The organism is Halomonas sp. CnH100-B (assembly GCF_024124605.1).
Taxonomy (GTDB): domain Bacteria; phylum Pseudomonadota; class Gammaproteobacteria; order Pseudomonadales; family Halomonadaceae; genus Vreelandella.
In genome coordinates, this window is sequence record NZ_JAMXRX010000004.1 from 290,100 (window position 1) to 314,780 (window position 24,681).

Consider the following 24,681-nt stretch of genomic DNA (forward strand, 5'->3'; position numbering starts at 1 on the left):
GCTTAGCTATTCTGCGCCGAGTAGAGCACGCGAATCTTCAGCGTGTGCTCTACTTGCTTCAGCGCTTCCAGCGCCTGCGGGCCGTAGGCTTTGTCGACATCGATCACCACGTAGCCGACCTTATCGTTGGTCTGCAGATACTGGCCCGAAATGTTGATGCCGTTTTCCGACAGCACGCGGTTGATCTGAGAAAGCACGCCGGGCACGTTGTCGTGAATGTGCAGCAAACGGTGCTTGTCTGGATGCGCGGGCAGCGCCACTTCGGGGAAGTTGACCGAGGTGACCGTGGTGCCGTTGTCCGAGTACGTGATCAGTTTTTCGGAGACCTCGATACCAATGTTCTCCTGGGCTTCCAGGGTAGAACCCCCGATATGCGGCGTCAGAATCACGTTATCCAGGCCGCGCAGCGGGCTTTGGAACTCTTCGTCGTTGCCTTTCGGCTCGACCGGGAAGACGTCGATGGCCGCCCCATTGAGTTTACCCGCTTTGATCGCTTCCGCCAGCGGCTCGATTTCCACCACACTGCCCCGGGCAGCGTTGATCAAAATCGCTCCATCTTTCATGGCCGCAATCTCTTTCGCGCCGATCATCCAGCGGGTAGAGGCCAGATCCGGCACGTGCAGGCTGACCACGTCAGAGCGACCGAGCAGCTCTTCCAAACTGCCGACCTGGCTGGCGTTGCCCATGCCCAACTTGGTGATCACATCGTAGTAAATCACGTTGAAGCCGAGCGATTCCGCCAAGACGGAGAGCTGTGCGCCGATGCTGCCGTAACCCACGATACCGAGGGTTTTACCGCGCGCTTCGTGGGAGTTCTTCGCCGACTTCAGCCAGCCACCCTGGTGGGCGCGGGCGTTCTTTTCGGGAATACCACGCAGCAGCATGATCGCCTCTGCCAACACCAGCTCGGCCACCGAGCGGGTGTTGGAGTAGGGCGCGTTGAAGACTGCGATACCGCGCTTGAGCGCCGCATCCAGATCGACCTGGTTAGTACCGATACAGAAACAGCCAACACTCACCAGCTTCTCGGCCGCCTCAAACACGCGCTCGGTCAGCTGCGTGCGGGAGCGAATACCGATAAAGTGAACATCGCGAATCTTCTCGATCAGCGCCTCTTCATCCAGCGAGGTCGGCAGATGCTCGATGTTCTCGTAACCGGCGTTGTGAAAATTGTCCACCGCGCTTTGGTGGACGCCCTCGAGTAGCAGGATCTTGATCTTGCTCTTTTCCAGGGACGTTTTGGCCATGGCTGAATCAACCTCTATGGTCGGCGGCATGCGCCGTGTATCGGTTCACGGGAGGCCCGTATGGTAGCACAGCCGCTTGCGCTCCCGGTGGCTTGCCACGATGAAAAGTGTGCGCTTTCAAGATGAACGAAGCGCAAGTCGACGAATCAACCGATAGCGAGGGCAGACGCCACCCCCTCGCCTCGGTGTATACTGTGCGTTTATTTGACAGCATCCGCAGCCACACTCGTCGCCCTGGCGGACACTAGGGCGCCCGGAAAACGGTAGGCACTGCCCGATGAGCGACACCACACCCCCACAAGATTTTGCCGCAACGGTTGCCCAGCTCGAAACCATTGTGGAACGCCTGGAGTCCGGCGAACTCTCATTGGAAGACGCGCTGACCGCCTTCGAGCAGGGCGTGCGGCTCACCCGCGACGCCCAGCAGCGCCTCGACAGCGCCGAACTGACCGTGCGCGCGCTGAGCGAAGATGCCGACGGCAAACCAAACGTTGCCCCGTTCGCAGGCACCCAGGAGGCTGGCGACGACAGCGAGGAGACGCCGCCATGGTAACCGCTCACGCCTCTCGACTGACCACGCTGCGCCAAGCCAGCAGCACGCGTGTGGATGCCACGCTGGCCGCGCTGTTCGATGCTCGCCCAGCGGTCGATGAGCGTTTGGAAGCGGCCATGCGCCACGGGCTTTTGGTAGGCGGCAAACGCCTGCGCCCACTGCTGGTCTATTTAGCGGGCCAAGCCCTCGGGGCGAGTGACGAAGACCTAGATGCTCCCGCGGCGGCCATCGAGCTGATTCACGCCTACTCGCTGATTCACGACGACCTACCCGCCATGGACGACGACGACCTGCGGCGCGGCCAGCCCACGGTGCACAAAGCTTTCGACGAGGCCACCGCCATTTTGGCGGGCGACGCCCTGCAGGCGCTGGCGTTCGAAGTGCTGGCCAGTCGCCCTTATCCTCGCTTGGGCCAGCTAGTCACCACGCTGGCGGTCGCCTCTGGCCGCGACGGCATGGTGGCTGGCCAGGCGCTGGATTTAGCCGCCGTGGGCGGCCATCCGGATGCCGACGCCATGGCGCACATGCACGCCCATAAAACCGGCGCGCTGATCGTGGCGGCCGTGCGTTTGGGCGGCCTGGTCGCGGTGGAAGAGGACGACCCGCGTCTGGCCGCGCTGATTCGCTACGCCCGCGCCATTGGTCTAGCCTTCCAAATTCATGACGACATCCTGGATGTGACGGGTGACACCGCCACGCTGGGCAAAATTTCCGGCGCTGATGCCGCCCGTGCCAAGCCCACTTACCCAAGCTTGCTGGGGCTTTCGGGGGCGCAGCGCAAAGCGAACACGCTTATTGACGAGGCCATTGCCGCCCTCGCCCCGCTAGGCGAGCAGGCCGCACCTCTGGCCGATCTTGCCCACTATATGATCGAGCGCGACCACTAACACATGCCTATGAAGCTGTTCGACGAGATACCCCGCGAGCGCCCGGCGACGCCACTGCTCGACTCTTTTGATCATCCCGCCGCGCTGCGGGCCATGAACGCCAAACAGCTCGCCCAGCTAGCGGATGAGCTGCGCGCCTACTTGCTCTACAGCGTGGGCGTCACTGGCGGCCACTTTGGCGCAGGCTTGGGCGTTGTCGAGCTCAGCGTCGCACTGCACCACGCCTTCCACACGCCGAAAGACCGCTTGGTGTGGGACGTGGGCCATCAAGCCTACCCGCATAAAATCCTCACTGGGCGTCGCGATGCCATGCTGAGCATCCGCCAGCACGGCGGCCTGGCGGCATTTCCCCGCCGGGCTGAGTCCGAATACGACACCTTTGGCGTGGGCCACTCCAGCACCTCGATTTCTGCCGCCCTGGGCATGGCCCTCGCCGCTCAGGCGCAGAACGACCCGCGTAAGGTCTGCGCCATCATTGGCGACGGCGCGCTCACCGCTGGGATGGCGTTCGAAGCCTTGGCCCACGCCGGCCACGTCAACGCCAACATGCTGGTGATACTGAACGACAACGAAATGTCGATCTCAGAAAACGTCGGCGGAATTGCCACGTACCTCGCCCGGGTGCTCTCCAGCAAGCCTTACCTCAAAATGCGCGAAGAGGGTAAAAAAGTACTCTCCCACCTGCCCGGCGCGCTGGAGCTTGCCAAACGCACCGAGGAGCACATGAAGGGCATGGTCAGCCCCGCCACGCTGTTCGAGGAGATGGGCTTTCACTACGTTGGCCCCATCGACGGCCACGACCTCGAGGCGCTGACCCAAACGCTGCGTAACCTGCGCGACCAGAAAGGCCCGCAGTTCCTGCATATCAAAACGGTCAAAGGGAAAGGCTTCCTACCCGCCGAAGCCGACCAGATTGGCTACCACGCGATCACTAAGCTGGAAAAAACCACCACGACCATCAGCGCTCCGCTGGTGAAGCAAGCAGCGGCCCCCAAAAGCGCTGCGAAGAAAAAATACTGCAACGTGTTTGGCGACTGGCTATGCGACATGGCCGCCGCCGACTCACGCCTCATGGGCATTACCCCCGCCATGGGGGAAGGCTCGGACCTGATTCGCTTCTCGCAAACCTATCCCGAGCGCTACTTCGACGTCGCCATTGCTGAACAGCACGCGGTCACCCTGGCCGCTGGTATGGCCTGCGAAGGCATGAAGCCGGTGGTGGCGATCTACTCCACTTTCCTCCAGCGCGGCTACGACCAACTGATTCACGACGTGGCGGTGCAAGATCTCGACGTGACGTTTGCTATTGACCGGGCAGGCCTTGTGGGTGAAGACGGCCCCACCCATCACGGCAGTATGGATCTTTCATTCCTGCGCTGTGTACCAGGAATGGTGATTCTGGCGCCTGCCGATGAAGCCGAATGCCGCGCCATGCTCAGCGCCGCCTACCACCATTCTGGCCCGGCTGCCGTGCGCTACCCCCGCGGCACCGGCCCCGGCGTCCCCATTCCTGAGCACTTGGAGCCGCTGACCATTGGCGACGCCCAGGTGCGCCGCGAGAGCACCAGCGACGGTGTGCGCATTGCGCTGCTGGCGTTTGGCAGCGTCAATAGCGCCGCCGCCGAAGTGGCGGAAAAGCTCAACGCCACTCATATCAACATGCGCTCGGTGAAACCGCTGGATCGCGACGCCGTGCTCCACGCAGCAGACGAGCATGAGCTGCTGGTCACCCTGGAAGAGAACGTCATTGCGGGCGGCGCGGGTAGCGCGGTGAACGAGCTGCTCAACGCGGAAGGCGTTCAGGTGGAAGTGCTGAACTTAGGCTTGCCGGACGCCTTTGTGGAACACGGCACCCCCGCCGAGCTATTGCGCGACTGCGGCCTGGACGCTGAAGGCATCGAGCGCGCCATTCGTGCCCGGCTGCCGTAACCTTTGCGTGTGGCCCACGCGTTTTTAACCTATTGAGACGTTTATGTTATTTCTAATTATTGTGTTTGGTTTGATTGGCCTTGCCGTTGGTGGCCCCCTTGGCTTACTCGTAGGTGGCGGCCTTGGCTGGTGGCTGGGTCGGCGCATCAGCCGTCGCTTGAACGCTGCCCGCGTTCAAATTCAAGAAGGCTTTTTGGAGTCGATCTTCTCGGTCATGGGCTGCCTCTGCCAGGCCGACGGCAAGGTCACCGAGGGCGAGCTTGGCGTTGCCGAAAAGCTCTTCGATCAAATGCGCCTGCAGGGCGAGCACCGCGCCAAGGCGCGCGCTGCCTTCGAGCGTGGCCGCGCCGATGACTTCGACCTGGAAGCCGAACTGGCCAAGGTCAACCGCCTCACCCAGCGCCAGCCGGTACTGCGCCAAGTCTTTTTACAGGTTCAATTGAGTGCGATTGCCGCCGATGGCGTGCTGCACCCTGCCGAGCACGAGATGATTCTGCGCGTTGCTCGCGGCGTTGGCTGCAGCGATGCCGAAGTTCAGCAAATCGAAGCAATGCTCCACGGCGCTGCCGCGAACTCCCAAGGTGCCAGCGAAGAGGCGTTGAAAGACGCTTACCGCGTGCTAGGGGTATCGGAAGATGCCAGCGATGCTGAGATCAAAAAAGCCTACCGCCGCCTGATGAGCCAAAACCACCCGGACAAACTGGCCGGTAAAGGGCTACCTGAGAGCATGCGAGAGGTGGCCCAAGCCCGTACCAGCGAAATCGGCAACGCCTACGAGCGTATCAGGGCAGCACGCGGCCAGTAGCCCGTGACAGGCTTCCAGGGAGTGCTACAGTGAAAGATTCACGGTACTGCCTGGAGCCGCCGAATGATCACGCTATACAGCTTTCCCAATTCCCGCTCGCTACGCGCTGCTTGGACGCTTGAAGAGCTGGGCCTAGAGTACCAGTGCCACCACGTGGCGCTGGATAAAGGCGAGGGGCAAAGTACCGAGCATCTTGCTCGCCACCCGGATGGCAAGGTGCCGGTGCTGGAAGATGGCGAACTCATGCTGTTCGAGTCTGCGCCTATCTGCCGCTATCTCGCCGAGCAGTATGGCGATGGCAGCCTGCTGCCACAAAGCGTGGCCGAGCGCGCCCAGGTCGACCAGTGGCTCAGCTTCATCGTCACCGAAATCGAGCAGCCGCTGTGGCTGCAGGCCAAGCACAAATTCGCCCTGCCTCAAGACAAACGCGTGCCGTCGGTACTCCCCACCGCCGCTTGGGAATTCCAGCGGGCGCTGCTCGCACTGGAGCGCCGCTATCGCGGCCAGGAAACCCTGGTAGGCGACACCTTCACCCTGGCAGATCTTTTCCTCACCCATACGCTGACCTGGGCAGCTAGCATGAAGCACCGCCTGCCGGAGCCCCTGGTGGCTTACCGCGCCCGTCACGCGAACCGCCCAGCACTTGCCCGCGCTGCCGAAAAAGAGCAGGCGGCGGCGCAAGCCACCTGATTACACCGTGGTAGGCGAAGGGCGTTGGGGCGGCCCTGAGGCGTTGCTACCTTCGGTACGAGCGGCTCCCCAGGCGCTTTCTAGCCCGTTAGGGAAGCCGCTGCGCTGGCGGTAATCGGGCGCGGCGCCGCCCTGGTAGGCATGGCACTGACTCAACGCTTTGGCGCAGCTAACATCCACTACCGCCAGCACACCCACCGCGGTGAGCGCTAAATAGAGGTTCTCTTTGTGCGATGGGTAGCGCTTTAACGCAAAGGTAAGCGCGGCAAAATCCAGCACATCTCCGCCAACTCGACTCCAAATTGCATTGGTCGGGTTATCCGACAGCGCGCCGATACCGCTAACAATCTCTCGTGCCCCGCAAGCGCGAATGCTGTTGGCATGGTGGGGCATCCCCAGCGCTCGGCTCAGACGACGCGGGGCCACTAGCTGATACAACCCCATCCCCAAGCTTAGCCAACCCAAGCCTCTGGCTAATTTATCCGCTGGTGACATCGAGCGTTTTGACGCGTGAGAATGGTGCTTCATCGATGTTGTCATGCTCTCCTCCCTGTGCAGTATCACGGCTTCAGTATGACTTTGACGCAGCCATCCTGTTTATCCCGAAAGGTTTGATACATCTCGGGCCCATGAGCTAAATCCACCGAGTGGGTAATCACAAACGAAGGGTCGATCTGGCCTTCGTCGATGCGCCGCAGCAGATCATCCGTCCAGCGGTTGACGTGGGTTTGCCCGGTGCGCACGGTGAGCCCTTTGTTCATCAGCGCTCCCATCGGAATTTTATCGACCAGCCCGCCATACACCCCAGGAATCGACAAAATACCCGCCGGGCGGCAGACATAGATCATTTCTCGCAGCACGTGGGCACGATCGGTTTCCAGCCACATGGCCTGTTTTACCCGGTCGTACACCGAATCCAGCGAGCGCGTGGCGTGGGCTTCGAGCCCCACTGCATCGATACACTTCTCCGGCCCCTTACCGTGGGTTAGCTCCTGCAGCCTGCCCAACACGCTTTCGTGGGCAAAGTTAATGGTGATCGCGCCACCTGCTGCGGCCATCGAGAGCCGTTCGGGTACGTTATCGATCACCACGACCTGTTTGGCGCCCAGCAGCACCGCGCTACGCACGCAGAACTGACCAACCGGACCTGCGCCCCAAATCACGACGGTATCGGTAGGTTGAATGTCACACTGCACGGCGGCCTGCCAGCCAGTGGGGAAAATATCCCCCAGAAACAGCACCTGCTCATCGGTGAGCGTATCGGGCACTTTAATATGCGTGGTGTCGGCAAAAGGCACGCGCACAAACTCGGCCTGCCCCCCCGCATAGCCGCCCGTCAGTTGGGAGTAGCCAAACAGCCCGGCGCCGCCATGACCAAAGACTTTATCTGCCAGCGATTTATTACGGTTGGAGCGCTCGCAAACCGAGTAGTTGCCACGCTGACACTGCTCGCATTCGCCGCAAAAAATGGTGAAGGGCACCACTACCCGGTCGCCTACCTTGAGGTTGTGCGTCTCGCTGCCAACCTCCATCACTTCGCCCATAAATTCATGGCCAAGGACATCGCCACATGTCATACCGGGCATATAGTGGTCGTAAAGGTGCAGATCAGAGCCGCAAATAGCGCAGCTACTGACGTTGATAATGGCGTCGCGGGGGTGTTCGATCGTGGGGTCGGGCACGGTGTCGTAACGGACATCGTTCTTGCCGTGCCAGCAAAGTGCTTTCATGGCTGCTTCTCCTTACATCGGTGCGCATAGCGTCCTGCCATGTATCACCATAGCTCAGACATACGGCAACCAAAGTTAAGAAAAAGCTTTTTTATAGGCGTTCGGCGACGATAACGCCTTTATCGAGAAATTTAAGTTAAAAATGGTTCTTCGACGTAACCCACCTACCCCTTACGCTCGATATCCACATCGCTGGCCTGGGTGAAATCATCCAGCGCCATCATGTGGCCGAGCTTGCCCGCTTTGGTGGAGAGGTATTGCTCGTTGTGGGGGTTTAAACCGGTGGTGATCGGCAGCCGCTCGACGACGTTCACGCCGTCGCGGGTCAGCGCATCGACCTTGCGAGGGTTATTGGTCATCAGCTTGAGCGCCGTGATGCCCAGCTGGTTGAGCATCGGCACGCAGAGGTCGTAACGGCGCATGTCGGCACCAAAGCCGAGCTGCTCGTTGGCTTCGACGGTGTCGGCCCCCTGGTCTTGCAGATGATAGGCGCGGATTTTGTTGAGCAGGCCAATGCCACGCCCTTCCTGGCGTAAATAGAGCAGCACGCCGCGCCCCTCTTCGGCAATACGCTTCAGCGCTTCTTGCAGCTGGTAGCCGCAGTCGCAGCGCATCGAGAATAGCGCATCGCCGGTTAAGCATTCGGAGTGCACGCGCCCTAACACCGGCTCGCCGCCGCTCACATCCCCCAACGTCAAGGCGATATGGTCTTTACCCGTGGCGTCGTCTTCGAAGCCATGCATGGTGAATGTGGCCCAGGGAGTGGGCAGCCGAGAGGCAGCAATGAAGCGAATGGTCACAGGGTTCCTCGCTGATTAACCAAACCAGTTAACCACACCAGTGTTGGCGAAGTGGACGAACAGTTTACCAGGAAGCCACGCTGGCCTCACGGTCTTAGCGGGGTGCGACGATTTTTGCCACGGCTTACGCCGCCACCCCCGGCGATCTTCACGTACAATTCCTATCTTCAGGTACGATGACTCCCTTACAATGCGGGCAAATTTCTCAAGAGCAAGTGTTTATGACCACCACACCTTTGCAAAACGACCGTTTTCTTCGCGCGCTGGCTCGCCAGCCCGTTGACCGCACTCCGGTGTGGATGATGCGCCAAGCAGGCCGCTACCTGCCGGAGTACCGCGCCAGCCGCGCCGACGCAGGCAGCTTTATGGACCTGTGCCGCAATCATGACCTGGCTTGCGAAGTGACCCTGCAGCCGCTAGAGCGCTACCCGCTCGACGCCGCGATTCTGTTTTCGGATATTTTGACCATCCCCGATGCCATGGGGCTGGGCCTCTACTTCGAAACCGGCGAAGGCCCCAAATTCAGAAAAACCGTCCGCACGCCGGAAGAAGTCGCCGCGCTGACGGTGCCAAACGCCGAACGCGACCTGGACTACGTGATGCGGGCGGTCTCGACCATACGCCGCGAGCTGAACGGCCGCATGCCACTGATCGGCTTCTCCGGCAGCCCCTGGACGCTGGCGACATACATGGTCGAAGGCGGTTCCAGCAAAGACTTCCGCCACCTGAAAACCATGCTGTACGACACGCCGGACACCATGCACCAGCTGCTGGACACGCTGGCGCAGTCGGTCACTGACTACCTGAACGCGCAGATTCGGGCCGGTGCTCAGGCGGTACAGATTTTCGATACCTGGGGCGGCGCGCTCTCCACGCCTGCTTACCTAGAGTTCTCGCTGCGCTATATGGAGCAGATCGTTTCCGGGCTGATCCGCGAACACGACGGCCGCCGCGTGCCGGTGATTCTGTTCACCAAAAACGGCGGCCAATGGCTTGAGCATATCGCCTGCGCCGGTGCCGACGCGCTGGGCATCGATTGGTCGACCGAGCTTTCCGACGCCCGCGCCCGCGTAGGCCATAAAGTTGCCCTGCAGGGCAACCTGGACCCCAACGTGCTATTTGCTCGCCCCTCCGCCATTCGCGCCGAAGTGGCCCGCGTGCTGGAGAGTTACGGCCACGGCCCGGGCCACGTGTTCAACTTGGGCCACGGCATCAGCCAGTTCACCAATCCCGACCACGTCACCGCCTTTATGGAGGCGCTGCACGACTTAAGCCCGCAGTACCATCAGGGCATTCCGACCCAAACGAACGACCAGTGCCCAGGAGCCAAGCAATGAGCGACTTACGCGACGACCAGTGGTTTACCGAAGTCTTTGATAGCCACGGCAGCGCTTTCTCGCTGAAAATCACCGAAAAACTGCTTGATGTGCAGAGCCCTTACCAGCACCTGGAAGTGTACGCCACCGAAACCTACGGCAACCTGATGGTGCTGGATGGCTGCGTGATGCTGACCGATCGCGACAACTTCCTCTACCACGAGATGATTGCTCACCCGGCGCTGTTCACCCACCCAGACCCCAAGCGGGTGGTGATCATTGGCGGCGGCGACTGCGGCACGCTGAAAGAAGTGCTGCGCCATCCGGGCGTTGAAAAAGTCACTCAGATCGACATCGATGAAGAAGTGACCAAAGCCTCCGAGCGCTTTTTCCCGTCGCTGGTGGAAGCCAACGGCGACCCCCGCGCCGAGCTGCTGTTTGCTGACGGCGTGAAATGGGTAGATGACGCCGCCGACGAAAGCATCGATGTGCTGATCATCGACTCCACCGACCCGGTAGGCCCTGCCGAAGGCCTGTTCAAAACCGACTTTTTGAAGCGCTGCCACCGCATTCTGAAAAGCGGCGGCGTCATGGTTCAGCAGAGTGAGTCACCGCTGTACCACAGCGGCTCGATTATCCGCGAACTGCGTAACGACATGCGCGAAGCTGGCTTTGATAGCGTGGCCACCCTGCCCTTCCCCCAGCCGGTCTACCCTTCCGGCTGGTGGAGCGTGACGCTAGCAGGCAAAAGCACCAACGTTGAAAGCTTCCGTGAAGAGGCTGCCGCCAGCCACGAAATGCCGCTACAGTACTACACAGTAGATGCCCACCGTGGTGCCCTGGCGCTGCCGCCCTTTATGCGTAAAGCCTTCGCATAACTTCGCGGTAACGTCATGCATCAGGCCGGGCTCTGCCCGGCCTTTTTTATGCGCAAGTGTTGCTGCGCTCGACGTTAAGGAATAACAAATGAACACCACGCGTTGGTTAGGATTGGGAATCACTCTATTAGCCCCGGCCCTCTGGGTACCTGCCACGGCCATGGCCGATACCCTTGAGGCCATTCAAGAGCGCGACAGCGTGCGCTGCGGTGTTAATGCGGCCCAGCCCGGCTTTTCATCGTTAGACGATAATGACCAATACCGCGGCCTGGACACCGACGTGTGTCGCGCTATTGCCGCCGCTGCGCTGGGCGATGCTAGCAAGGTCAATTTCGTGCCGTTAGATTCAGTGGAACGCTTTGCCGCGCTGCAGTCTGGCGAGGTGGACGTACTCTCCCGCACCACCACCTGGACCTCCAGCCGCGACACCACGCTGGGGATGAACTTCACTGGCGTCAGCTATTACGACGGCCAGGCGTTTATGGTGGCTAGCGACCTCGGCGTACAGAGCGCCAAAGAGCTGGATGGGGCAGCGGTATGCACCCAGTCAGGCACTACCAGTGAACTCAATCTTTCCGACTACTTCCGTATCAACGACATGACCTACGATGCGGTGGTGTTCGATTCACCCGAGCAGTCGATTGCGGGCTTCGAAGCCGGCCGCTGCGACGTATTGAGCTCGGATGCCTCGCAGCTCTACGCCCAGCGCATCCAGCTGGCCGACCCCAACATGGCCGTGGTACTACCGGAGATCATCTCCAAAGAGCCGCTAGGCCCCGCCGTGCGCCAAGGGGATGACCAGTGGTTCAACATCGTGAAGTGGTCGCTGTTTGCCATGCTGAATGCCGAAGAGCTGGGCGTCAGCCAAGCCAACGTGGATGAGCAGCTCAGTTCAGACAATCCCGATGTGATGCGCCTGCTTGGGCAAGATGGCGACTTTGGCGAAGCCATGGGCCTACAATCAGATTGGGCTTACCAAATCGTCAAACAGGTCGGTAACTACGCGGACATCTATGACCGCAACGTGGGCGCGGACTCTGATTTCAACATTGCCCGTGGTCTGAATGCCCTGTGGAAGGATGGTGGGATTCAGTACGCGCCGCCCATTCGCTAGCGCGCTCGGTCACTCGCCAGCGGCTGCGCACCAAAAAGGCGCAATGCGTAGCCGCTGGCGCACTTTTTTGCACCAAGACCTTCGTTAAATTCGCTGATTTTACGTTGAAAAGCGCTGAATTTGCCGACATATCTTTTTTGGCACCTTCCTTGCTAGCTTTTAGTGATGCATCACCATGCATAACGACACTAAAATCGAGGAAGGGGAACACAACATGATCAATAAGAAACACCTGGTACTTCTGGCCTCTGCAGGCGCGATCACTCTTGCGGGCGTTGCCACCGCCCAAGCCGATACGCTGGAAGATACCCGCGAGCGTGGTGCCGTTCAGTGTGGCGTGAGCGACGGCTTACCAGGTTTTTCCGCCCCGGACGATAACGGCAACTGGCAGGGCCTGGACGTTGACGTCTGTCGCGCCGTCGCCGCTGCGGTACTGGGCGACGCGGATGCCGTCAACTACATCTCGTTGAACGCCGTCGAGCGTTTCACCGCGCTGCAGTCTGGCGAAGTGGATATTCTTTCTCGTAACACCACCTGGACCACTACCCGAGACACTACCCTGGGCCTGAATTTCACCGGCGTTAACTTCTACGACGGCCAGGGCTTCATGGTATCTCGCGACCTCGGAATTACCAGCGCGGCCGAGCTGGATGGCGCAGCGATCTGTATCCAATCCGGCACCACCACCGAGCTGAACCTAGCGGACTACTTCCGTGCCAACGGCATGGAGTTCGACCCCATCGTTTTCGATACCTCTGAGCAAACCGTCGGTGGCTTCCAGGCAGGCCGCTGTGACGTTCTGACGTCTGACACCTCTCAGCTGGCGGCCCTGCGCATTCAGCTCGACGACCCGGCGGGCGCCATGATTCTGCCGGATGTCATCTCGAAAGAGCCGCTGGGTCCGGTCGTGCGTCAGGGTGACGATCTGTGGTTCAACATCGTGAAGTGGTCGCTGTTCGCCATGATCAACGGTGAAGAGTACGGCGTCACCAGCGAAAACGCTGAAGAGATGCTCAGCTCCGAGAACCCGGACGTGGCGCGTCTGCTCGGCCAGGACGGTAACTACGGTGAAGGCATGGGTCTCGAAGCCGACTGGGCTTACAACATCCTGAGCCAAGTGGGTAACTACGGTGAAAGCTTCGAGCGCAACGTAGGTATGGGTTCACCGCTGGAAATCGAACGTGGTGTCAACGCCCTGTGGAACCAAGGCGGCTTCCAGTACGCACCGCCGATTCGCTAAGCGTCTCGCTTGACCCCGGCCCGCCACCCCTTTGGGTCCTGGCGGGCCATTTGATTGACCTTCCGTATCGCGGAGACGCCACCCATGTCCGTAAGACCTAACGCTCGCCCCGTTGGCCAAAAGCCACCGTTCTGGCGAGACCGCGCCAAACGTGCGCTCATCTTCCAATGTCTGCTCATCGCCGCTGTTATCGCCTTTTTGTTCTATATCGTCGGCAACGTGCAAGACAACCTCTCCTCTCGGGGTATCACCACAGGCTTTGGCTTCCTGAGTAATACCGCCGGCTTCGGGATCGTACAGAGTCTGATCGACTACTCCTCCCAAAGCACCTATGGCCGCACCTTTTTCGTTGGCCTACTGAATACGCTGTTGGTGGGCGGGCTAGGCGTGATTGCCGCCACCCTCATTGGTTTCATTGTCGGTATCGCCCGTTTATCGCCCAACTGGCTGATCGCCAAACTGGCGGCGGCGTATATCGAAACGTTTCGTAATATCCCGCTGCTGCTGCAGATCTTCTTTTGGTACTTTGCCGTGCTGCGGGCGCTCCCCAGCGCGAGGGAAAGCCTGGCGTTTGGCGAAGCCGTGTTCCTTAACGTGCGCGGGCTTTACCTGCCTGAGCCGCTGTTCGAATCAGGCTTTGGGCTGATTCCTGTCACCTTCGTGGTCGCCATCGCGGCCAGTATCACGCTGGTGATTTGGGCGAAGCGCCGTCAGGAGGCCACGGGGCAGCGCATTCCCGCGTACTGGATCTCCTTTGCGCTGATCTTTGGCCTGCCGCTGCTGGTCATGTTCGTCACTGGCGTGCCTATCACCTGGGAAATGCCCGAGCTGCGCGGCTTTAACTTCCGCGGCGGCATCACGGTGATTCCCGAGTTCCTGGCGCTATGGTTTGCGCTATCGATCTATACGGCGTCGTTCATTGCCGAGATCGTGCGCTCCGGCATTCAGGCCATTTCTCATGGCCAAACCGAAGCGGCTCAAGCCCTGAGCCTGCCGCGTAACCTAGTGCTGCGCCTGGTGGTCATTCCTCAGGCGCTACGAGTCATCATTCCCCCGCTCACCAGCCAATATTTGAACCTGATCAAAAACTCGTCGCTGGCTACGGCCATTGGCTATCCGGACCTCGTATCGGTGTTTGCAGGGACCACGCTGAACCAGACAGGCCAAGCCATCGAGGTCATTGCCATGACCATGGCGGTCTACCTGACGATCAGCCTGCTGGTGTCCATGTTCATGAACTGGTTCAACGCCCGTGTGGCGCTGGTTGAACGCTAGGCTGAGGCGAGGAGCCACACATGATTCATAATCAAACCATGATCGAGCAGCGACCGGCGCCCAGCAGCTCCGTGGGCGCCATTGCTTGGCTGCGCACCAACTTGTTCAACGGCCCGATCAATACGATCTTCACGTTGATTGGCCTCTACATTCTCTATCTGCTGGTAGTACCCACCGTGCAGTGGGCGTTCATCAACGCCGACTGGGTCGGCACCACCCGCGACGACTGCTCACGGGAAGGGGCCTGCTGGGTCTTTATCAACGCCCGTTTGACCCAGTTCATCTATGGCCTCTACCCCAGCGAAGAGATCTGGCGCGCCAATATCGTGTTCGCCATGTTCTTTACCCTGATCGGCTGGCTGGCGATTCCCAAACTGCCTTTCAAACGCTGGGTGGCCATTTTTGCGCTGATCGTTTTCCCGGTGTTGTCGTTCATACTGCTCTACGGCGGCTACTTCGACCTTCCCCAGGTGCCGACCCACCGCTGGGGTGGCCTGATGCTGACACTGCTGCTGGCCACGGTGGGCATGGTGGGCGCGCTACCTATCGGTATCGTGCTGGCTTTAGGGCGACGCTCCAACATGCCGATCGTCAAAAGTTTCTGCGTGGTGTTTATCGAGTTCTGGCGAGGAGTGCCGCTGATCACCGTGCTGTTCATGGCCTCGGTAATGCTGCCGCTGTTCCTGCCTTCCGAGATGAACGTAGACCGCCTGGTGCGGGCGCTGATCGGTTTGACGCTGTTCCAGAGTGCCTACATGGCCGAGGTCATCCGCGGTGGGTTGCAAGCCATTCCCAAGGGCCAAGAGGAGGCGGCGGCTGCCCTCGGCATGACCTACTGGAAGCGCATGGGGCTGATCATTCTTCCCCAGGCGCTGAAGATGATGATCCCAGGTATCGTGAACACCTTCATTTCGCTGTTCAAAGACACCACTCTGGTCATGATCATCGGGCTTTTCGACCTTTTGGGGATCGTGCAAGCGGCCCTGGCCGACTCACGCTGGCTCGGCTTCTCGTTGGAAGGTTACGTGTTCGCTGCCTTCATGTTCTGGATTTTCTGTTTCAGCATGTCGCGCTACAGCCAGTACCTAGAACGCAAGCTGCATACCGGCCACAAGCGCTAACGCCGCTTTCATCAACGATTTTTAGCAGGATAGTGACATGACTCAAGCAGCGACCAACACCCCTGGCACCAGCCCCTCCGATCTGATGGTAGAAATGCGCGGCGTGAACAAGTGGTACGGCGATTTCCACGTGCTGCGCGACATTTATCTGGAAGTGAAACGCGGCGAGCGGATCGTCATTTGCGGGCCTTCAGGCTCCGGTAAATCCACCATGATTCGCTGCATCAACCATCTGGAAGAGCACCAAAAAGGCGAGATTGTGGTAGGCGGCGTACCGCTCACTCAGGACGTCAAACGCATCGAGCAGATTCGCCGTAGCGTCGGCATGGTGTTCCAGCACTTCAACCTGTTCCCTCACCTCACGGTGCTGGAGAACTGCTGTATCGCACCGATGTGGGTGCAAAAAAAGCCCCGCAAAGAGGCCGAAGCCATGGCCATGCAGTACCTGGAACGGGTACGCATTGCCGAGCAGGCCAAGAAATATCCTGGCCAGCTCTCTGGTGGTCAGCAGCAGCGGGTCGCCATTGCCCGCTCGCTGTGCATGCACCCGGACGTCATGCTGTTTGACGAACCGACCTCGGCCCTCGACCCGGAAATGATCAAGGAAGTACTGGACGTCATGATCGAGCTGGCCGAAGAGGGCATGACCATGCTGTGCGTTACCCACGAGATGGGCTTCGCCAAGACTGTGGCCGACCGCGTCATCTTCATGGACCAAGGGCAAATCATCGAAGAGAACGCCCCCGAGCCGTTCTTCAATAACCCGCAATCCGAGCGCACCCAGCTCTTCTTGAGCCAGATTCTGGGGCACTAATCCTGTCTCCAGTGCCACGATGTACTGAACGTGGGCCTCCAGTGAGGCCCATTTTCATGGACCCTCTACGCCACAACATCACAACAAGTGAGTCATCATGGAAAAGCTCTTCATTGACCGCGCACCGCAGCCCATTGCCCCGTTCTCACACGCTTGCCGGGTGGGCGATTTGGTCTTCATCACCGGCCAAATGCCCACGGTGCCGGAAACCAACGAGATGCTGCTGGGCACGTTTACCGAGCAAACCCACCGGGTGATGCAGAATCTGGCCATCGTGCTGGAAGAGGTCGGCAGTAGCTTCGAATACGTGGTTCAGTCGCGGGTCTTCATCACCAATATGGGCCACTTCGATGAAGTGAATCAGGTCTACGCCAGCTACTTCCAACAACCACTGCCCACCCGCACCTGCATTGGCGTGACCGGGCTTGCGGGCGGCGCGGATGTCGAAGTCGATATGATCGCCTGGATTCCTCCCAAAGCGGGCGCTTAACCACCCACGAGTGTAATGCTGGCAGGCAGTAGCGCAGGCTGCTCCCGATGCTGCGTCAGCGGCTTGCCCGCCAGCGCCGTGAGCAGAATTTGCAGGGGGTCGCCGTGGCTAACCACCAGCACCGTTTCACCCTCAAAGCGTTGCTCCAACGCTTCCAGCGCAGCAACCATGCGTGCCGCGACACGCTTGACCGGCTCCACCTGCCACTGGGTGTGGTCGGCGTTCTGGGCATCGAAGGCCCACACCTCCGGGTAGTGGCTATCCGCCTTGCCCTCCAATTCACCAAAGTGGCGCTCCCTCAAGCGCTCCTCTTTTTGCATCTCCAACCCAAACGCGGCGGCCACTCGGGCGGCGGTGTGCGTAGTGCGTAAAAAGTCCGAATGCACGACCTGTGTGGGTACCGGCCAGTGCCACCGTGCGACGGTATCTGCCAGTTGCTGCTCGCCCTGCGGCGACAGCCCATACGCCAAAAGCCCTCGCTCAGGGGAGCTGATGATGGTGCCTTGTGCGTTAGCCTGGCTATGGCCATGGCGCATCAGCAGATAGCGGTTTCGCCAATGATGACGTGAGTCGTCTATATCCATGCTCTTTTCTCTATGAAAACCGTGTTTGACCAAACACGGAACGGTTGCCATGGTTAAAGGGTAATCAATGACATGGAGGACGTATGACAATGACCACCTATATCGTGGTAGCCGACGCCGCTCGGGCACGTATCTTCACCCGTGATGCACTTCACCTCGCCGAGCAGGAGAGCTTGGTACACGCCGCAGGCAGGCTGCATGAAGGCGACTTGATCACGGACCGCCGCGGTGCCGATGTTCATGAGTCTACGTCAACGTCATCGCGCTCATCCGGCGAGGAGGGCGCGGCCTCCCAACATGAAAACGAGCTGTTTGCCAAAGAAGTCGCCCAGCGACTCTACACTGCGCGGGTGGACAACAGCATGGACAAGCTGATCATGGTCGCGCCTCCCAAGTTCTTGGGGCTGCTCAAAGAGAAGCTCGACAACCCCACGCAGAAGCTGGTCACCCACACGCTCTCGAAAGACCTCAGCAAAGCGCCTATGGCTGATATTCAGAACGCGGTCAGCGATCTTCGTTAACACTACAGTTAGCGCTTACTAACTTTTTTCCTGCTTTTTACTAAAGGCGTAGCCGCTCTCGCCGATACCCATCATGAACCCTGATGATCCCGAGAGCGACTATGTTTTCTTCCCTACGTTTACGTATTCTTCTAGCGGCACTCACGGCTATTACGCTGGCCCTGATCATAAATGGCATCGCCAGTTACCTAACGGTAAAACAGCACAACGCTCAACAGATCACCCGTAACTTGGATGCCGTCGTGCGCGGCAATAGCAGCGCGTTAAGCGAGTGGATCGCTTCGCGCAGTACGATGCTGTCTGGTATGGATGAAGCCATTGCTAGCGATGACCCTCGCGCTGCTTTGCGGCAGTTGACGACCTCCGGCAACTTCATGGCGACCTATATTGGCGTTGCGGCCAGCGGCGAAACCATCTTTTTTAATGGCTGGGAGCCACCGGCTGATTTCGACCCTAGGGAGCGTCCTTGGTACCAAGCAGCGGTGGAGGCACGTGACACCATCGTGACGGCCCCTTACGTCGACGCTCAAAGCGGCGACTTGGTCGTAACGTTTGCACGCCCTTTTTACAGAAACGACCAACTACAGGCGGTCGTGGGAGCCGATGTCAATATTCGTGACATGGTCGCCATCGTGCAGGAAATTTCGCCGACTCCCTCTAGCTTTGGCTTTCTTGCCACCGGCGACGGCACCCTCATTGCCCACCCAGACAGTGAGCTGGCACTGGAACCAACGACCACACTCAACAGCAAATTGAATGCCGAGTATCTCAATACGTTATCCAACGCTCAGCAGCCGCACCCCTTGGCGCTACAAGGCAGCAGCAAGCTACTGATGGGACGCACCATCGACGGCAACAGCGGTTGGCAGTTGGTCGTCGCGTTAGACGAAGCAGAGGCCACCGCAGGCCTGCGCGCCATTGCCACCACGTCCATCGTGACCCTGCTGATCGTCGCGGCCATTACCGCCGTGGTCTTTGGCATATTGCTGTCGCTGCTGCTGCGTCGCCTGCTGGGCGTCCGCAATGCGATGGATAACATCGCCTCGGGCGAAGGCGACTTGACCCAGCGCCTTCCCGAAGAGGGCACCGACGAAGTGGCCCAAATTGCCAGCGCCTTCAATCGCTTCGTAGGCAAAATGGAAGACGTCTTGATCGACGTGCGCACCAGCAGCGAATCGGTGCACCACGCCGCTAACGAGATTGCCATGGGTGGCCAGGATCTCTCGCGCCGTACCGATAACGCCGCCTCGAGCCTGCAGCAAACCTCGGCCTCGGTCGAAGAGATCACCAGCACCGTACAGCACACGGCGGCCTCAGCCCAGGAAGCCAACAAGCTCTCCCACGCGGCCACCGAAGTCGCGAAAGAGGGCGGTCAGGTGGTATCGAACGTGGTCACCACCATGGAAGACATCTCCGACGCTTCCAACAAGATTGGCGATATCGTCACGTTGATGAACAGCATCGCTTTTCAAACCAATCTGCTGGCACTGAACGCCTCGGTCGAGGCTGCCCGCGCGGGTGAACACGGCCGTGGCTTTGCCGTCGTAGCAGAGGAAGTACGCAAACTGGCTGGCCGTAGCAGCGACGCGGCCAACGATATCCAGAAACTGATCGAGGACTCGCAAGCCAAGGTGAATAACGGCACCTCGTTGGTGCGTAACGCGGGCAGCACCATGCAGGATATCGTCGAGCACATCACCCGCGTGACCGATGTTCTAGAAGAGATCAACGCCGCGACGAGCGAACAGAGCGACGGTATCAAGCAGGTCAATATTGCGGTGGCAGAACTGGACCGGATGACCCAAGAAAACGCTGCGATGGTCGAGGAGTCCACCACCGCCGCCGAGCAGTTGAAAGAGCAGGCGGATCACCTGACCGGCACGATCAGTAGCTTCAAACTCTCTCACACGGCATCGCCCGCGCTACAGGCACCACAGGACCGTTTACCGCGCACGTCGGAGAGTTTCTAACCGGCACCGCCTCCCTGGCCGCCTCCGCCCTCTTGCCTGCGGTGGTGGCCATGTCACGCGTTAGCCATGAATCTTTGTTCTACTGGTTCAAGGATGGCACTCGATACGCTCTTTCGCCTCTTGCTGAAACAGGACCGCTCCTCTATGCACTTTCGTTCCCTTCGCTCTCTCGTTTTGGCGTTGGCAGGCCCTTGCCTGCTTGCCGTCGTTGCCGCGCTAGTGGTGTATAACCTGATCGCGGCCGCCCGCACCCAACAAACCGTTGAAGAGCATACCCAGACGCTCATGCAAAGCGCACTGGACGCGCGGCTCGATGCCATTGCCGAAGCAGAGGGTGAACGGATTCAGCGCGAGCTGGACAAGGCCATGACGCTGGCTAGCCAGCTCGCCACCACCAACGCCCTCATGGGCGTGGAAGATGCCGAAGGCCAGCGCGCGCTCTACCTGAGCCGCCGTCAGCTTTCCAACTTGATACGGCAGACGGTTGCCGACAACCCGGCGCTGCTGGATGCGTTCATCGGCTGGGAGCCCAATGCCTTTGGGGACGACGCCCGCTTTGCTGGCGACGAGCGCTACGGCCACGATGGCAGCGGCCGCTTCATGCCCTGGTGGTACCGCACTGGGGATGGCTCGCTCGAGGTCTTACCACTAGGCGACACCATGGAGAGCGAAACCCGCCTGGCCAGCGGCGTGCGTGAGGGGGAGTACTACCTCTGTCCCCGCGAAACGCTCGCTCCCTGTGTGATCGACCCCGCTGCCTACGATTACGACGGCGAAACGCAGCTGGTCACCTCGTTCAACGCACCGATTTTGGTGAACGGCGAATTTCGCGGCGTGGCCGGGGTCGACCTCTCGCTGAACTTCATCCAAACGCTGCTGCGCGACGCCAACGCCGCGCTGTATGACGGCGCAGGCCGGATGGCGCTGGTCGCCGGGCGCGGCGGTTTGGTGGCGGATACCAACGGCGAAGAGGCCCTGGGCCTGCCTGCCAGCAACGCGCTGAGCGACACGGCGCTTGACGGCATTGCCGAAGCCACAACACAAGGCAGCCTCTACAGCAGCATGGCCAACGGCATGTTTCAGCGCTATCAGCCGCTAACCATTGGCGATACGGAGCAGCCGTGGGTGCTGGTGCTACAGTTGCCCGAGTCCGTCGTGCTCGCCGAACTCAACGCGCTGCAAAACGTTTTGAGCGATCAGCGCCAGCAAAACACCCTGGGAATGACGCTGGTGGGGCTGCTGCTGGCAGCCATCGGCATCGCCGCTCTGTGGTGGATTGGTGGGCGTATTGCGCGTCCGCTCAAACGCTTGGCGAACAGAATGGAAGAGATCGCCTCTGGAAACGGCGATCTCACTCAGCGCCTGCCTGTGCATGGCCGCGATGAGAGCGCCGCCGTGGCCGAGCAGTTCAACGCCTTTGCCGAAAAAATTCAGGCCATTCTGCTGGACGTACGGCGCAGTAGCGAGGCCGTGAACCATGCAGCCAACGAGATCACCCAAGGCGGCCATGACCTGTCACGGCGTACCGAGCAAGCCGCTGCCAGCCTGCAAGAAACCTCGGCAGCGATGGAAGAGATCAGCAGCACCGTCAGCCACACCACCCACGCCTCCCAAGAGGCCAGCGGGCTGTCCAACACCGCCTCGCAGCTGGCTTCCCGTACCGACAAGGCGTTTGTCCAGGTGGTCTCGACCATGGATGACATCCGCGCGACCTCGGCAGAAATTCAGAGCATCGTCAGCGTGATCGACGGCATTGCCTTCCAAACCAACCTGCTGGCGCTCAACGCCTCAGTGGAAGCTGCACGAGCTGGCGAGCACGGGCGCGGCTTTGCCGTGGTGGCCGATGAAGTGCGCAAGCTGGCCTCGCGCAGCAGCGACGCCGCTAAGGATATCCGCCAGCGCATCGATGCGTCTGCCGACAAGGTCGAAAGCGGCACGCAAATGGTACGCGACGCTGAAGCCGCCATGCACGAGCTGGCCGATAGCGTGACGCGCGTCACCCAAATGCTGGGCGATATCAGTACGGCAGCCGGTGAGCAGAACGACGGCATCAACCAAGTCAGCGTCGCGGTGACCGACCTGGATCAGATGACCCAGCAAAACGCCGCCCTGGTGCAAGAGTCCACCACCGCTGCAGAGCAGCTCAAAGACCAAGCGGACAGGCTGGCCGCGCTGGTGGGTGGCTTTACGCTAGAGGCGTCGCAGGCTCAGGCGCTGCCAAGCCCTGAAAAGGACAAGGTGTAACCGCTAGGGAATCGGTGGCAGCGGGATATCGTCACTGCGCTTGGCCCCGGCGGTCATTTCCCGGCAGAGGCGTAAAAACTCCCGCACCCCGGTGGTGAGGTACTTGTGGCGATGCCAGATGAACGTGAACTGGCGCTTTAGATCCAACTCCGGCGTGGGCAGCGGCACCAAGCTGCCGCGCCGGAAGGCATCACGCAGTGCCAGCCGCGACACGCAGCCAATCCCTAATCCCGACTCCACCGCGCGTTTAATGCCCTCGGTATGCTCCAGCTCCAACAGCGTATTGAACCGGCTGCGACGGTGGCGGGCGGCATGCTCTAGCGTCATACGTGTACCGGAGCCCTCCTCGCGCATAATCCAATCCTCCCGCAGCAGTTGATCCAGCTCCAGATGCTCCCGTCCTGCCAGCGGGTGGCGCGGCGAGCAGAACACGCACAGCTCATCCTCGACCCAGGGCTGGCTGATGATCATGTCGTCATCGCACTGCCCCTCGATCAGCCCTAAATCGAGCGAGTGCTGGCGCACGCCCTCAATGATATGCCGCGTATTGCGCACCGCCAGCCGCACCCGGCTGCCGGGATAGCGCTGCATGAAATCGCTGATCAGCAGCGTGGCCAGATAGTTACCGATGGTGAGCGTTGCCCCCACGTCCAATGCGCCCACGCCCTGCTGACCCCGCAGCAGCTCTTCGACCTCCTCGGCGCGGTCGAGCAGGGCCACCGCCTTGGGCAGTAGCTGAAAGCCGAGCGCGTTGAGTTTCAGCCGTTTCCCGATGCGATCGAGCAGCTGGCAGTCGAACTGGCGCTCCAGCTCGGCCAGCGCCGTGCTGGTAGCCGATTGCGACATGGCCAGCGCGCGCGCCGCGTGGGAAACGCTCTCGTGCTGAGCAACGGCTACGAAGACTTCTAGCTGACGCAGGGTGTAGTGCATGACCAAAACCTATCTGTCGAGTGATCGGCGAAGGGCTATATCGATTTTAAAGATAAGCGTTATCAAGATAATTTGCTTAACAGATATACCACCCTTATTTAGAATTGAGAGCAACCTATAGAGCTATTTTTTATTCTTTTTTGGAATATGGCGAGCAAGGCTTAGACCGCGCCGCCTCTGGAGGAGTGAGCATGAGCAAGTTTGCCCTGGAAGAAGTGCTAAGCGTTCACCACTGGAACGATACCCTGTTCAGCTTCCGCACTACCCGCGAGCGCAGCCTGCGCTTCAAAAACGGCCAATTCGTCATGATCGGTCTCGAAGTGGACGGCAAGCCGCTGATGCGCGCGTACTCCATCGCCAGCCCCAACTACGAAGACCACCTGGAATTCTTCAGCATCAAAGTGCCCGATGGCCCGCTCACCTCGCGCCTGCAGCACCTGAAAGTAGGCGACCAAATCATGGTCAGCCGCAAGCCGACTGGCACGCTGGTGTGCGACGACCTGCTGCCGGGCCGCAACCTGTATATGCTCTCGACCGGTACCGGCTTGGCGCCGTTCATGAGCCTGATTCAAGACCCGGAAGTTTACGAGCGCTTCGAAAAAGTCGTGCTGGTACACGGCGTGCGTGAAGTCTCCGAGCTGGCCTACGCCGACTTCATCACCAAAGAGCTGCCCGCCCACGAGTACCTGGGCGAAGAGATCGCAGAAAAGCTCGTGTACTACCCCACGGTCACCCGTGAAGAGTTTCACACCATGGGCCGCCTGACCGACCACATCCGCGGCGGCAAGCTGTTCGAAGACACCGGCCTACCGCCGATTGACCCGCGCCAAGACCGCGCCATGATCTGCGGCAGCCCGGCGATGCTGGACGACACCAGCGCGCTGCTCGACGAACTGGGCCTGAACATCTCCCCGCGCATGGGCGAGCCGGGCGACTACGTCATCGAGCGTGCGTTCGTCGAGAAGTAAGTGCTGCTTGGATGGTGAAGGGTGAAGGGTGAATAGAAAATCGTAGCCCGTATCACCATCGCCTTATGCACAAAGCCCCTGTGGATGATATCCACAGGGGCTTTGTCTATTCAGCGCAACTCACTGTTCACGCCTTACCCTTCACTACTGACGCTTCACCGTTAAACCGCGTCTTTACCGGTTTCACCAGTACGGATACGGATGACCTGCTCAAGGGGCATCACAAAGATTTTACCGTCACCGATCTTACCGGTATTGGCGACCTGGGTAATCGCGTCGATCACCTGCTCGGCCATATCGTCGTCAACGGCGACTTCCAGCTTCACCTTGGGTAGGAAATCCACCACGTACTCCGCACCACGGTAGAGTTCCGTGTGGCCTTTCTGACGGCCAAAGCCTTTCACTTCCGTTACCGTAATGCCCTGCACGCCGATATCAGAGAGCGATTCGCGTACGTCATCAAGCTTGAACGGCTTGATAATGGCTGAGATCAATTTCATTGCGACATCCTCTAGCTTGGTGGCCCACTGTATCAAAACAGCGTTATTGAACGGTTGTCATAACCCATCAAGGTT

24 protein-coding genes are annotated in these 24,681 nt (G+C 59.9%); 17 read left to right on the forward strand and 7 right to left on the reverse strand.

Going from position 1 to position 24,681, the window contains the following annotated elements; translation table 11 throughout:
• Window positions 1–2 precede the first annotated feature (2 nt).
• Complete coding sequence (serA, locus tag NH398_RS10955; RefSeq protein ID WP_159343488.1) at window positions 3–1,247, reverse strand: phosphoglycerate dehydrogenase; 1,245 nt, start codon at window positions 1,245–1,247, stop codon at window positions 3–5.
• A gap of 277 nt (window positions 1,248–1,524) precedes the next feature.
• Between serA and xseB the strand changes: the two genes are divergently transcribed.
• From xseB to NH398_RS10980, 5 genes are all read left to right on the forward strand, one after another.
• Entirely contained in the window at window positions 1,525–1,800 is a 276-nt protein-coding gene (gene xseB, locus NH398_RS10960; protein ID WP_159343489.1) for an exodeoxyribonuclease VII small subunit, read from the forward strand.
• Window positions 1,794–2,687, forward strand: a complete 894-nt coding sequence (ispA, locus tag NH398_RS10965) for a (2E,6E)-farnesyl diphosphate synthase (RefSeq protein ID WP_253018542.1) — start codon at window positions 1,794–1,796, stop codon at window positions 2,685–2,687. The genes xseB and ispA overlap by 7 nt, the downstream gene beginning before the upstream one ends.
• 3 nt (window positions 2,688–2,690) lie before the next feature.
• Entirely contained in the window at window positions 2,691–4,616 is a 1,926-nt protein-coding gene (dxs, locus tag NH398_RS10970) for a 1-deoxy-D-xylulose-5-phosphate synthase (protein ID WP_253018544.1), read from the forward strand.
• A 43-nt stretch (window positions 4,617–4,659) separates the two neighbouring features.
• On the forward strand, window positions 4,660–5,421 hold the full coding sequence (gene djlA, locus NH398_RS10975) for a co-chaperone DjlA (protein ID WP_253018545.1): 762 nt from the start codon (window positions 4,660–4,662) through the stop codon (window positions 5,419–5,421).
• A gap of 63 nt (window positions 5,422–5,484) precedes the next feature.
• A complete protein-coding gene (locus tag NH398_RS10980; protein ID WP_159343493.1) occupies window positions 5,485–6,111 on the forward strand; it encodes a glutathione S-transferase family protein in 627 nt (208 codons plus the stop codon).
• On the opposite strand, the gene NH398_RS10985 is transcribed toward NH398_RS10980, so the two are convergent.
• From NH398_RS10985 to ribA, 3 genes are all read right to left on the reverse strand, one after another.
• Window positions 6,112–6,651: a hypothetical protein gene (locus tag NH398_RS10985; RefSeq protein WP_253018548.1), complete on the reverse strand. Its 540-nt coding sequence runs from the start codon at window positions 6,649–6,651 to the stop codon at window positions 6,112–6,114.
• 20 nt (window positions 6,652–6,671) lie between these two features.
• The gene (locus NH398_RS10990) at window positions 6,672–7,841 is read right to left on the reverse strand and encodes a zinc-dependent alcohol dehydrogenase (protein WP_253018550.1); all 1,170 of its coding nucleotides are present in this window, start codon (window positions 7,839–7,841) and stop codon (window positions 6,672–6,674) included.
• A 164-nt stretch (window positions 7,842–8,005) separates the two neighbouring features.
• Window positions 8,006–8,641, reverse strand: a complete 636-nt coding sequence (gene ribA / locus NH398_RS10995; RefSeq protein WP_253018552.1) for a GTP cyclohydrolase II — start codon at window positions 8,639–8,641, stop codon at window positions 8,006–8,008.
• 221 nt (window positions 8,642–8,862) lie between these two features.
• Between ribA and hemE the strand changes: the two genes are divergently transcribed.
• From hemE to NH398_RS11035, 8 genes are all read left to right on the forward strand, one after another.
• Entirely contained in the window at window positions 8,863–9,978 is a 1,116-nt protein-coding gene (hemE, locus tag NH398_RS11000; protein ID WP_159343496.1) for a uroporphyrinogen decarboxylase, read from the forward strand.
• Complete coding sequence (speE, locus tag NH398_RS11005) at window positions 9,975–10,835, forward strand: polyamine aminopropyltransferase (protein ID WP_159343497.1); 861 nt, start codon at window positions 9,975–9,977, stop codon at window positions 10,833–10,835. The genes hemE and speE overlap by 4 nt, the downstream gene beginning before the upstream one ends.
• An 88-nt stretch (window positions 10,836–10,923) precedes the next feature.
• Entirely contained in the window at window positions 10,924–11,949 is a 1,026-nt protein-coding gene (locus tag NH398_RS11010; protein ID WP_253018554.1) for an amino acid ABC transporter substrate-binding protein, read from the forward strand.
• Window positions 11,950–12,163: 214 nt separating this feature from the next.
• Window positions 12,164–13,189: an amino acid ABC transporter substrate-binding protein gene (locus NH398_RS11015; RefSeq protein WP_159343499.1), complete on the forward strand. Its 1,026-nt coding sequence runs from the start codon at window positions 12,164–12,166 to the stop codon at window positions 13,187–13,189.
• A gap of 84 nt (window positions 13,190–13,273) precedes the next feature.
• Window positions 13,274–14,464 carry an amino acid ABC transporter permease gene (locus NH398_RS11020; protein ID WP_253018556.1) on the forward strand — a complete coding sequence of 397 codons (1,191 nt, stop codon included), beginning with the start codon at window positions 13,274–13,276 and terminating at the stop codon, window positions 14,462–14,464.
• A gap of 20 nt (window positions 14,465–14,484) precedes the next feature.
• Window positions 14,485–15,585, forward strand: a complete 1,101-nt coding sequence (locus NH398_RS11025) for an amino acid ABC transporter permease (RefSeq protein ID WP_253018558.1) — start codon at window positions 14,485–14,487, stop codon at window positions 15,583–15,585.
• Between the two features lie 37 nt (window positions 15,586–15,622).
• Complete coding sequence (locus NH398_RS11030) at window positions 15,623–16,399, forward strand: amino acid ABC transporter ATP-binding protein (RefSeq protein ID WP_269202181.1); 777 nt, start codon at window positions 15,623–15,625, stop codon at window positions 16,397–16,399.
• A gap of 97 nt (window positions 16,400–16,496) precedes the next feature.
• Window positions 16,497–16,889 (forward strand): Rid family detoxifying hydrolase, encoded by a 393-nt coding sequence (locus NH398_RS11035; RefSeq protein ID WP_083023016.1) that lies wholly within the window; start codon window positions 16,497–16,499, stop codon window positions 16,887–16,889.
• On the opposite strand, the gene NH398_RS11040 is transcribed toward NH398_RS11035, so the two are convergent.
• Window positions 16,886–17,473 (reverse strand): histidine phosphatase family protein, encoded by a 588-nt coding sequence (locus NH398_RS11040; protein WP_228168779.1) that lies wholly within the window; start codon window positions 17,471–17,473, stop codon window positions 16,886–16,888. The genes NH398_RS11035 and NH398_RS11040 overlap by 4 nt on opposite strands.
• A gap of 89 nt (window positions 17,474–17,562) precedes the next feature.
• Between NH398_RS11040 and NH398_RS11045 the strand changes: the two genes are divergently transcribed.
• The 3 genes from NH398_RS11045 to NH398_RS11055 all read left to right on the forward strand — a co-directional run bounded on the left by NH398_RS11045 (window position 17,563) and on the right by NH398_RS11055 (window position 22,208).
• Window positions 17,563–17,994 (forward strand): host attachment protein, encoded by a 432-nt coding sequence (locus tag NH398_RS11045; RefSeq protein ID WP_253018790.1) that lies wholly within the window; start codon window positions 17,563–17,565, stop codon window positions 17,992–17,994.
• 101 nt (window positions 17,995–18,095) lie between these two features.
• Window positions 18,096–19,964 (forward strand): methyl-accepting chemotaxis protein, encoded by a 1,869-nt coding sequence (locus tag NH398_RS11050; RefSeq protein WP_253018560.1) that lies wholly within the window; start codon window positions 18,096–18,098, stop codon window positions 19,962–19,964.
• Between the two features lie 144 nt (window positions 19,965–20,108).
• On the forward strand, window positions 20,109–22,208 hold the full coding sequence (locus tag NH398_RS11055) for a methyl-accepting chemotaxis protein (protein ID WP_253018562.1): 2,100 nt from the start codon (window positions 20,109–20,111) through the stop codon (window positions 22,206–22,208).
• Between the two features lie 3 nt (window positions 22,209–22,211).
• Here the strand turns inward: NH398_RS11055 and NH398_RS11060 are convergent, their stop codons facing one another.
• Entirely contained in the window at window positions 22,212–23,138 is a 927-nt protein-coding gene (locus NH398_RS11060; RefSeq protein WP_044629892.1) for a LysR family transcriptional regulator, read from the reverse strand.
• A 191-nt stretch (window positions 23,139–23,329) separates the two neighbouring features.
• Here NH398_RS11060 and NH398_RS11065 point away from each other — a divergent pair, with 191 nt between their 5' ends.
• Complete coding sequence (locus NH398_RS11065; protein WP_253018564.1) at window positions 23,330–24,106, forward strand: ferredoxin--NADP reductase; 777 nt, start codon at window positions 23,330–23,332, stop codon at window positions 24,104–24,106.
• A gap of 161 nt (window positions 24,107–24,267) precedes the next feature.
• On the opposite strand, the gene glnK is transcribed toward NH398_RS11065, so the two are convergent.
• Complete coding sequence (gene glnK, locus NH398_RS11070) at window positions 24,268–24,606, reverse strand: P-II family nitrogen regulator (RefSeq protein WP_009098335.1); 339 nt, start codon at window positions 24,604–24,606, stop codon at window positions 24,268–24,270.
• Window positions 24,607–24,681 lie beyond the last annotated feature (75 nt).

What these genes read in the sequence shown, in the direction of transcription:
- NH398_RS11010 (WP_253018554.1), top strand. Translation starts at nt 10,924, where the DNA reads ATGAACACCACGCGTTGGTTAGGATTGGGAATCACTCTATTAGCCCCG.
- ispA (WP_253018542.1), top strand. Translation starts at nt 1,794, where the DNA reads ATGGTAACCGCTCACGCCTCTCGACTGACCACGCTGCGCCAAGCCAGC.
- NH398_RS11025 (WP_253018558.1), top strand. Translation starts at nt 14,485, where the DNA reads ATGATTCATAATCAAACCATGATCGAGCAGCGACCGGCGCCCAGCAGC.
- NH398_RS11020 (WP_253018556.1), top strand. Translation starts at nt 13,274, where the DNA reads ATGTCCGTAAGACCTAACGCTCGCCCCGTTGGCCAAAAGCCACCGTTC.
- NH398_RS10985 (WP_253018548.1), bottom strand. Translation starts at nt 6,651, where the DNA reads ATGACAACATCGATGAAGCACCATTCTCACGCGTCAAAACGCTCGATG.
- serA (WP_159343488.1), bottom strand. Translation starts at nt 1,247, where the DNA reads ATGGCCAAAACGTCCCTGGAAAAGAGCAAGATCAAGATCCTGCTACTC.
- NH398_RS11060 (WP_044629892.1), bottom strand. Translation starts at nt 23,138, where the DNA reads ATGCACTACACCCTGCGTCAGCTAGAAGTCTTCGTAGCCGTTGCTCAG.
- NH398_RS11050 (WP_253018560.1), top strand. Translation starts at nt 18,096, where the DNA reads ATGTTTTCTTCCCTACGTTTACGTATTCTTCTAGCGGCACTCACGGCT.
- glnK (WP_009098335.1), bottom strand. Translation starts at nt 24,606, where the DNA reads ATGAAATTGATCTCAGCCATTATCAAGCCGTTCAAGCTTGATGACGTA.
- NH398_RS11065 (WP_253018564.1), top strand. Translation starts at nt 23,330, where the DNA reads ATGAGCAAGTTTGCCCTGGAAGAAGTGCTAAGCGTTCACCACTGGAAC.
- NH398_RS10990 (WP_253018550.1), bottom strand. Translation starts at nt 7,841, where the DNA reads ATGAAAGCACTTTGCTGGCACGGCAAGAACGATGTCCGTTACGACACC.
- NH398_RS11055 (WP_253018562.1), top strand. Translation starts at nt 20,109, where the DNA reads ATGCACTTTCGTTCCCTTCGCTCTCTCGTTTTGGCGTTGGCAGGCCCT.
- NH398_RS11030 (WP_269202181.1), top strand. Translation starts at nt 15,623, where the DNA reads ATGACTCAAGCAGCGACCAACACCCCTGGCACCAGCCCCTCCGATCTG.
- hemE (WP_159343496.1), top strand. Translation starts at nt 8,863, where the DNA reads ATGACCACCACACCTTTGCAAAACGACCGTTTTCTTCGCGCGCTGGCT.
- NH398_RS11045 (WP_253018790.1), top strand. Translation starts at nt 17,563, where the DNA reads ATGACCACCTATATCGTGGTAGCCGACGCCGCTCGGGCACGTATCTTC.
- djlA (WP_253018545.1), top strand. Translation starts at nt 4,660, where the DNA reads ATGTTATTTCTAATTATTGTGTTTGGTTTGATTGGCCTTGCCGTTGGT.
- NH398_RS11040 (WP_228168779.1), bottom strand. Translation starts at nt 17,473, where the DNA reads ATGGATATAGACGACTCACGTCATCATTGGCGAAACCGCTATCTGCTG.
- NH398_RS11015 (WP_159343499.1), top strand. Translation starts at nt 12,164, where the DNA reads ATGATCAATAAGAAACACCTGGTACTTCTGGCCTCTGCAGGCGCGATC.
- xseB (WP_159343489.1), top strand. Translation starts at nt 1,525, where the DNA reads ATGAGCGACACCACACCCCCACAAGATTTTGCCGCAACGGTTGCCCAG.
- dxs (WP_253018544.1), top strand. Translation starts at nt 2,691, where the DNA reads ATGCCTATGAAGCTGTTCGACGAGATACCCCGCGAGCGCCCGGCGACG.
- NH398_RS11035 (WP_083023016.1), top strand. Translation starts at nt 16,497, where the DNA reads ATGGAAAAGCTCTTCATTGACCGCGCACCGCAGCCCATTGCCCCGTTC.
- speE (WP_159343497.1), top strand. Translation starts at nt 9,975, where the DNA reads ATGAGCGACTTACGCGACGACCAGTGGTTTACCGAAGTCTTTGATAGC.
- NH398_RS10980 (WP_159343493.1), top strand. Translation starts at nt 5,485, where the DNA reads ATGATCACGCTATACAGCTTTCCCAATTCCCGCTCGCTACGCGCTGCT.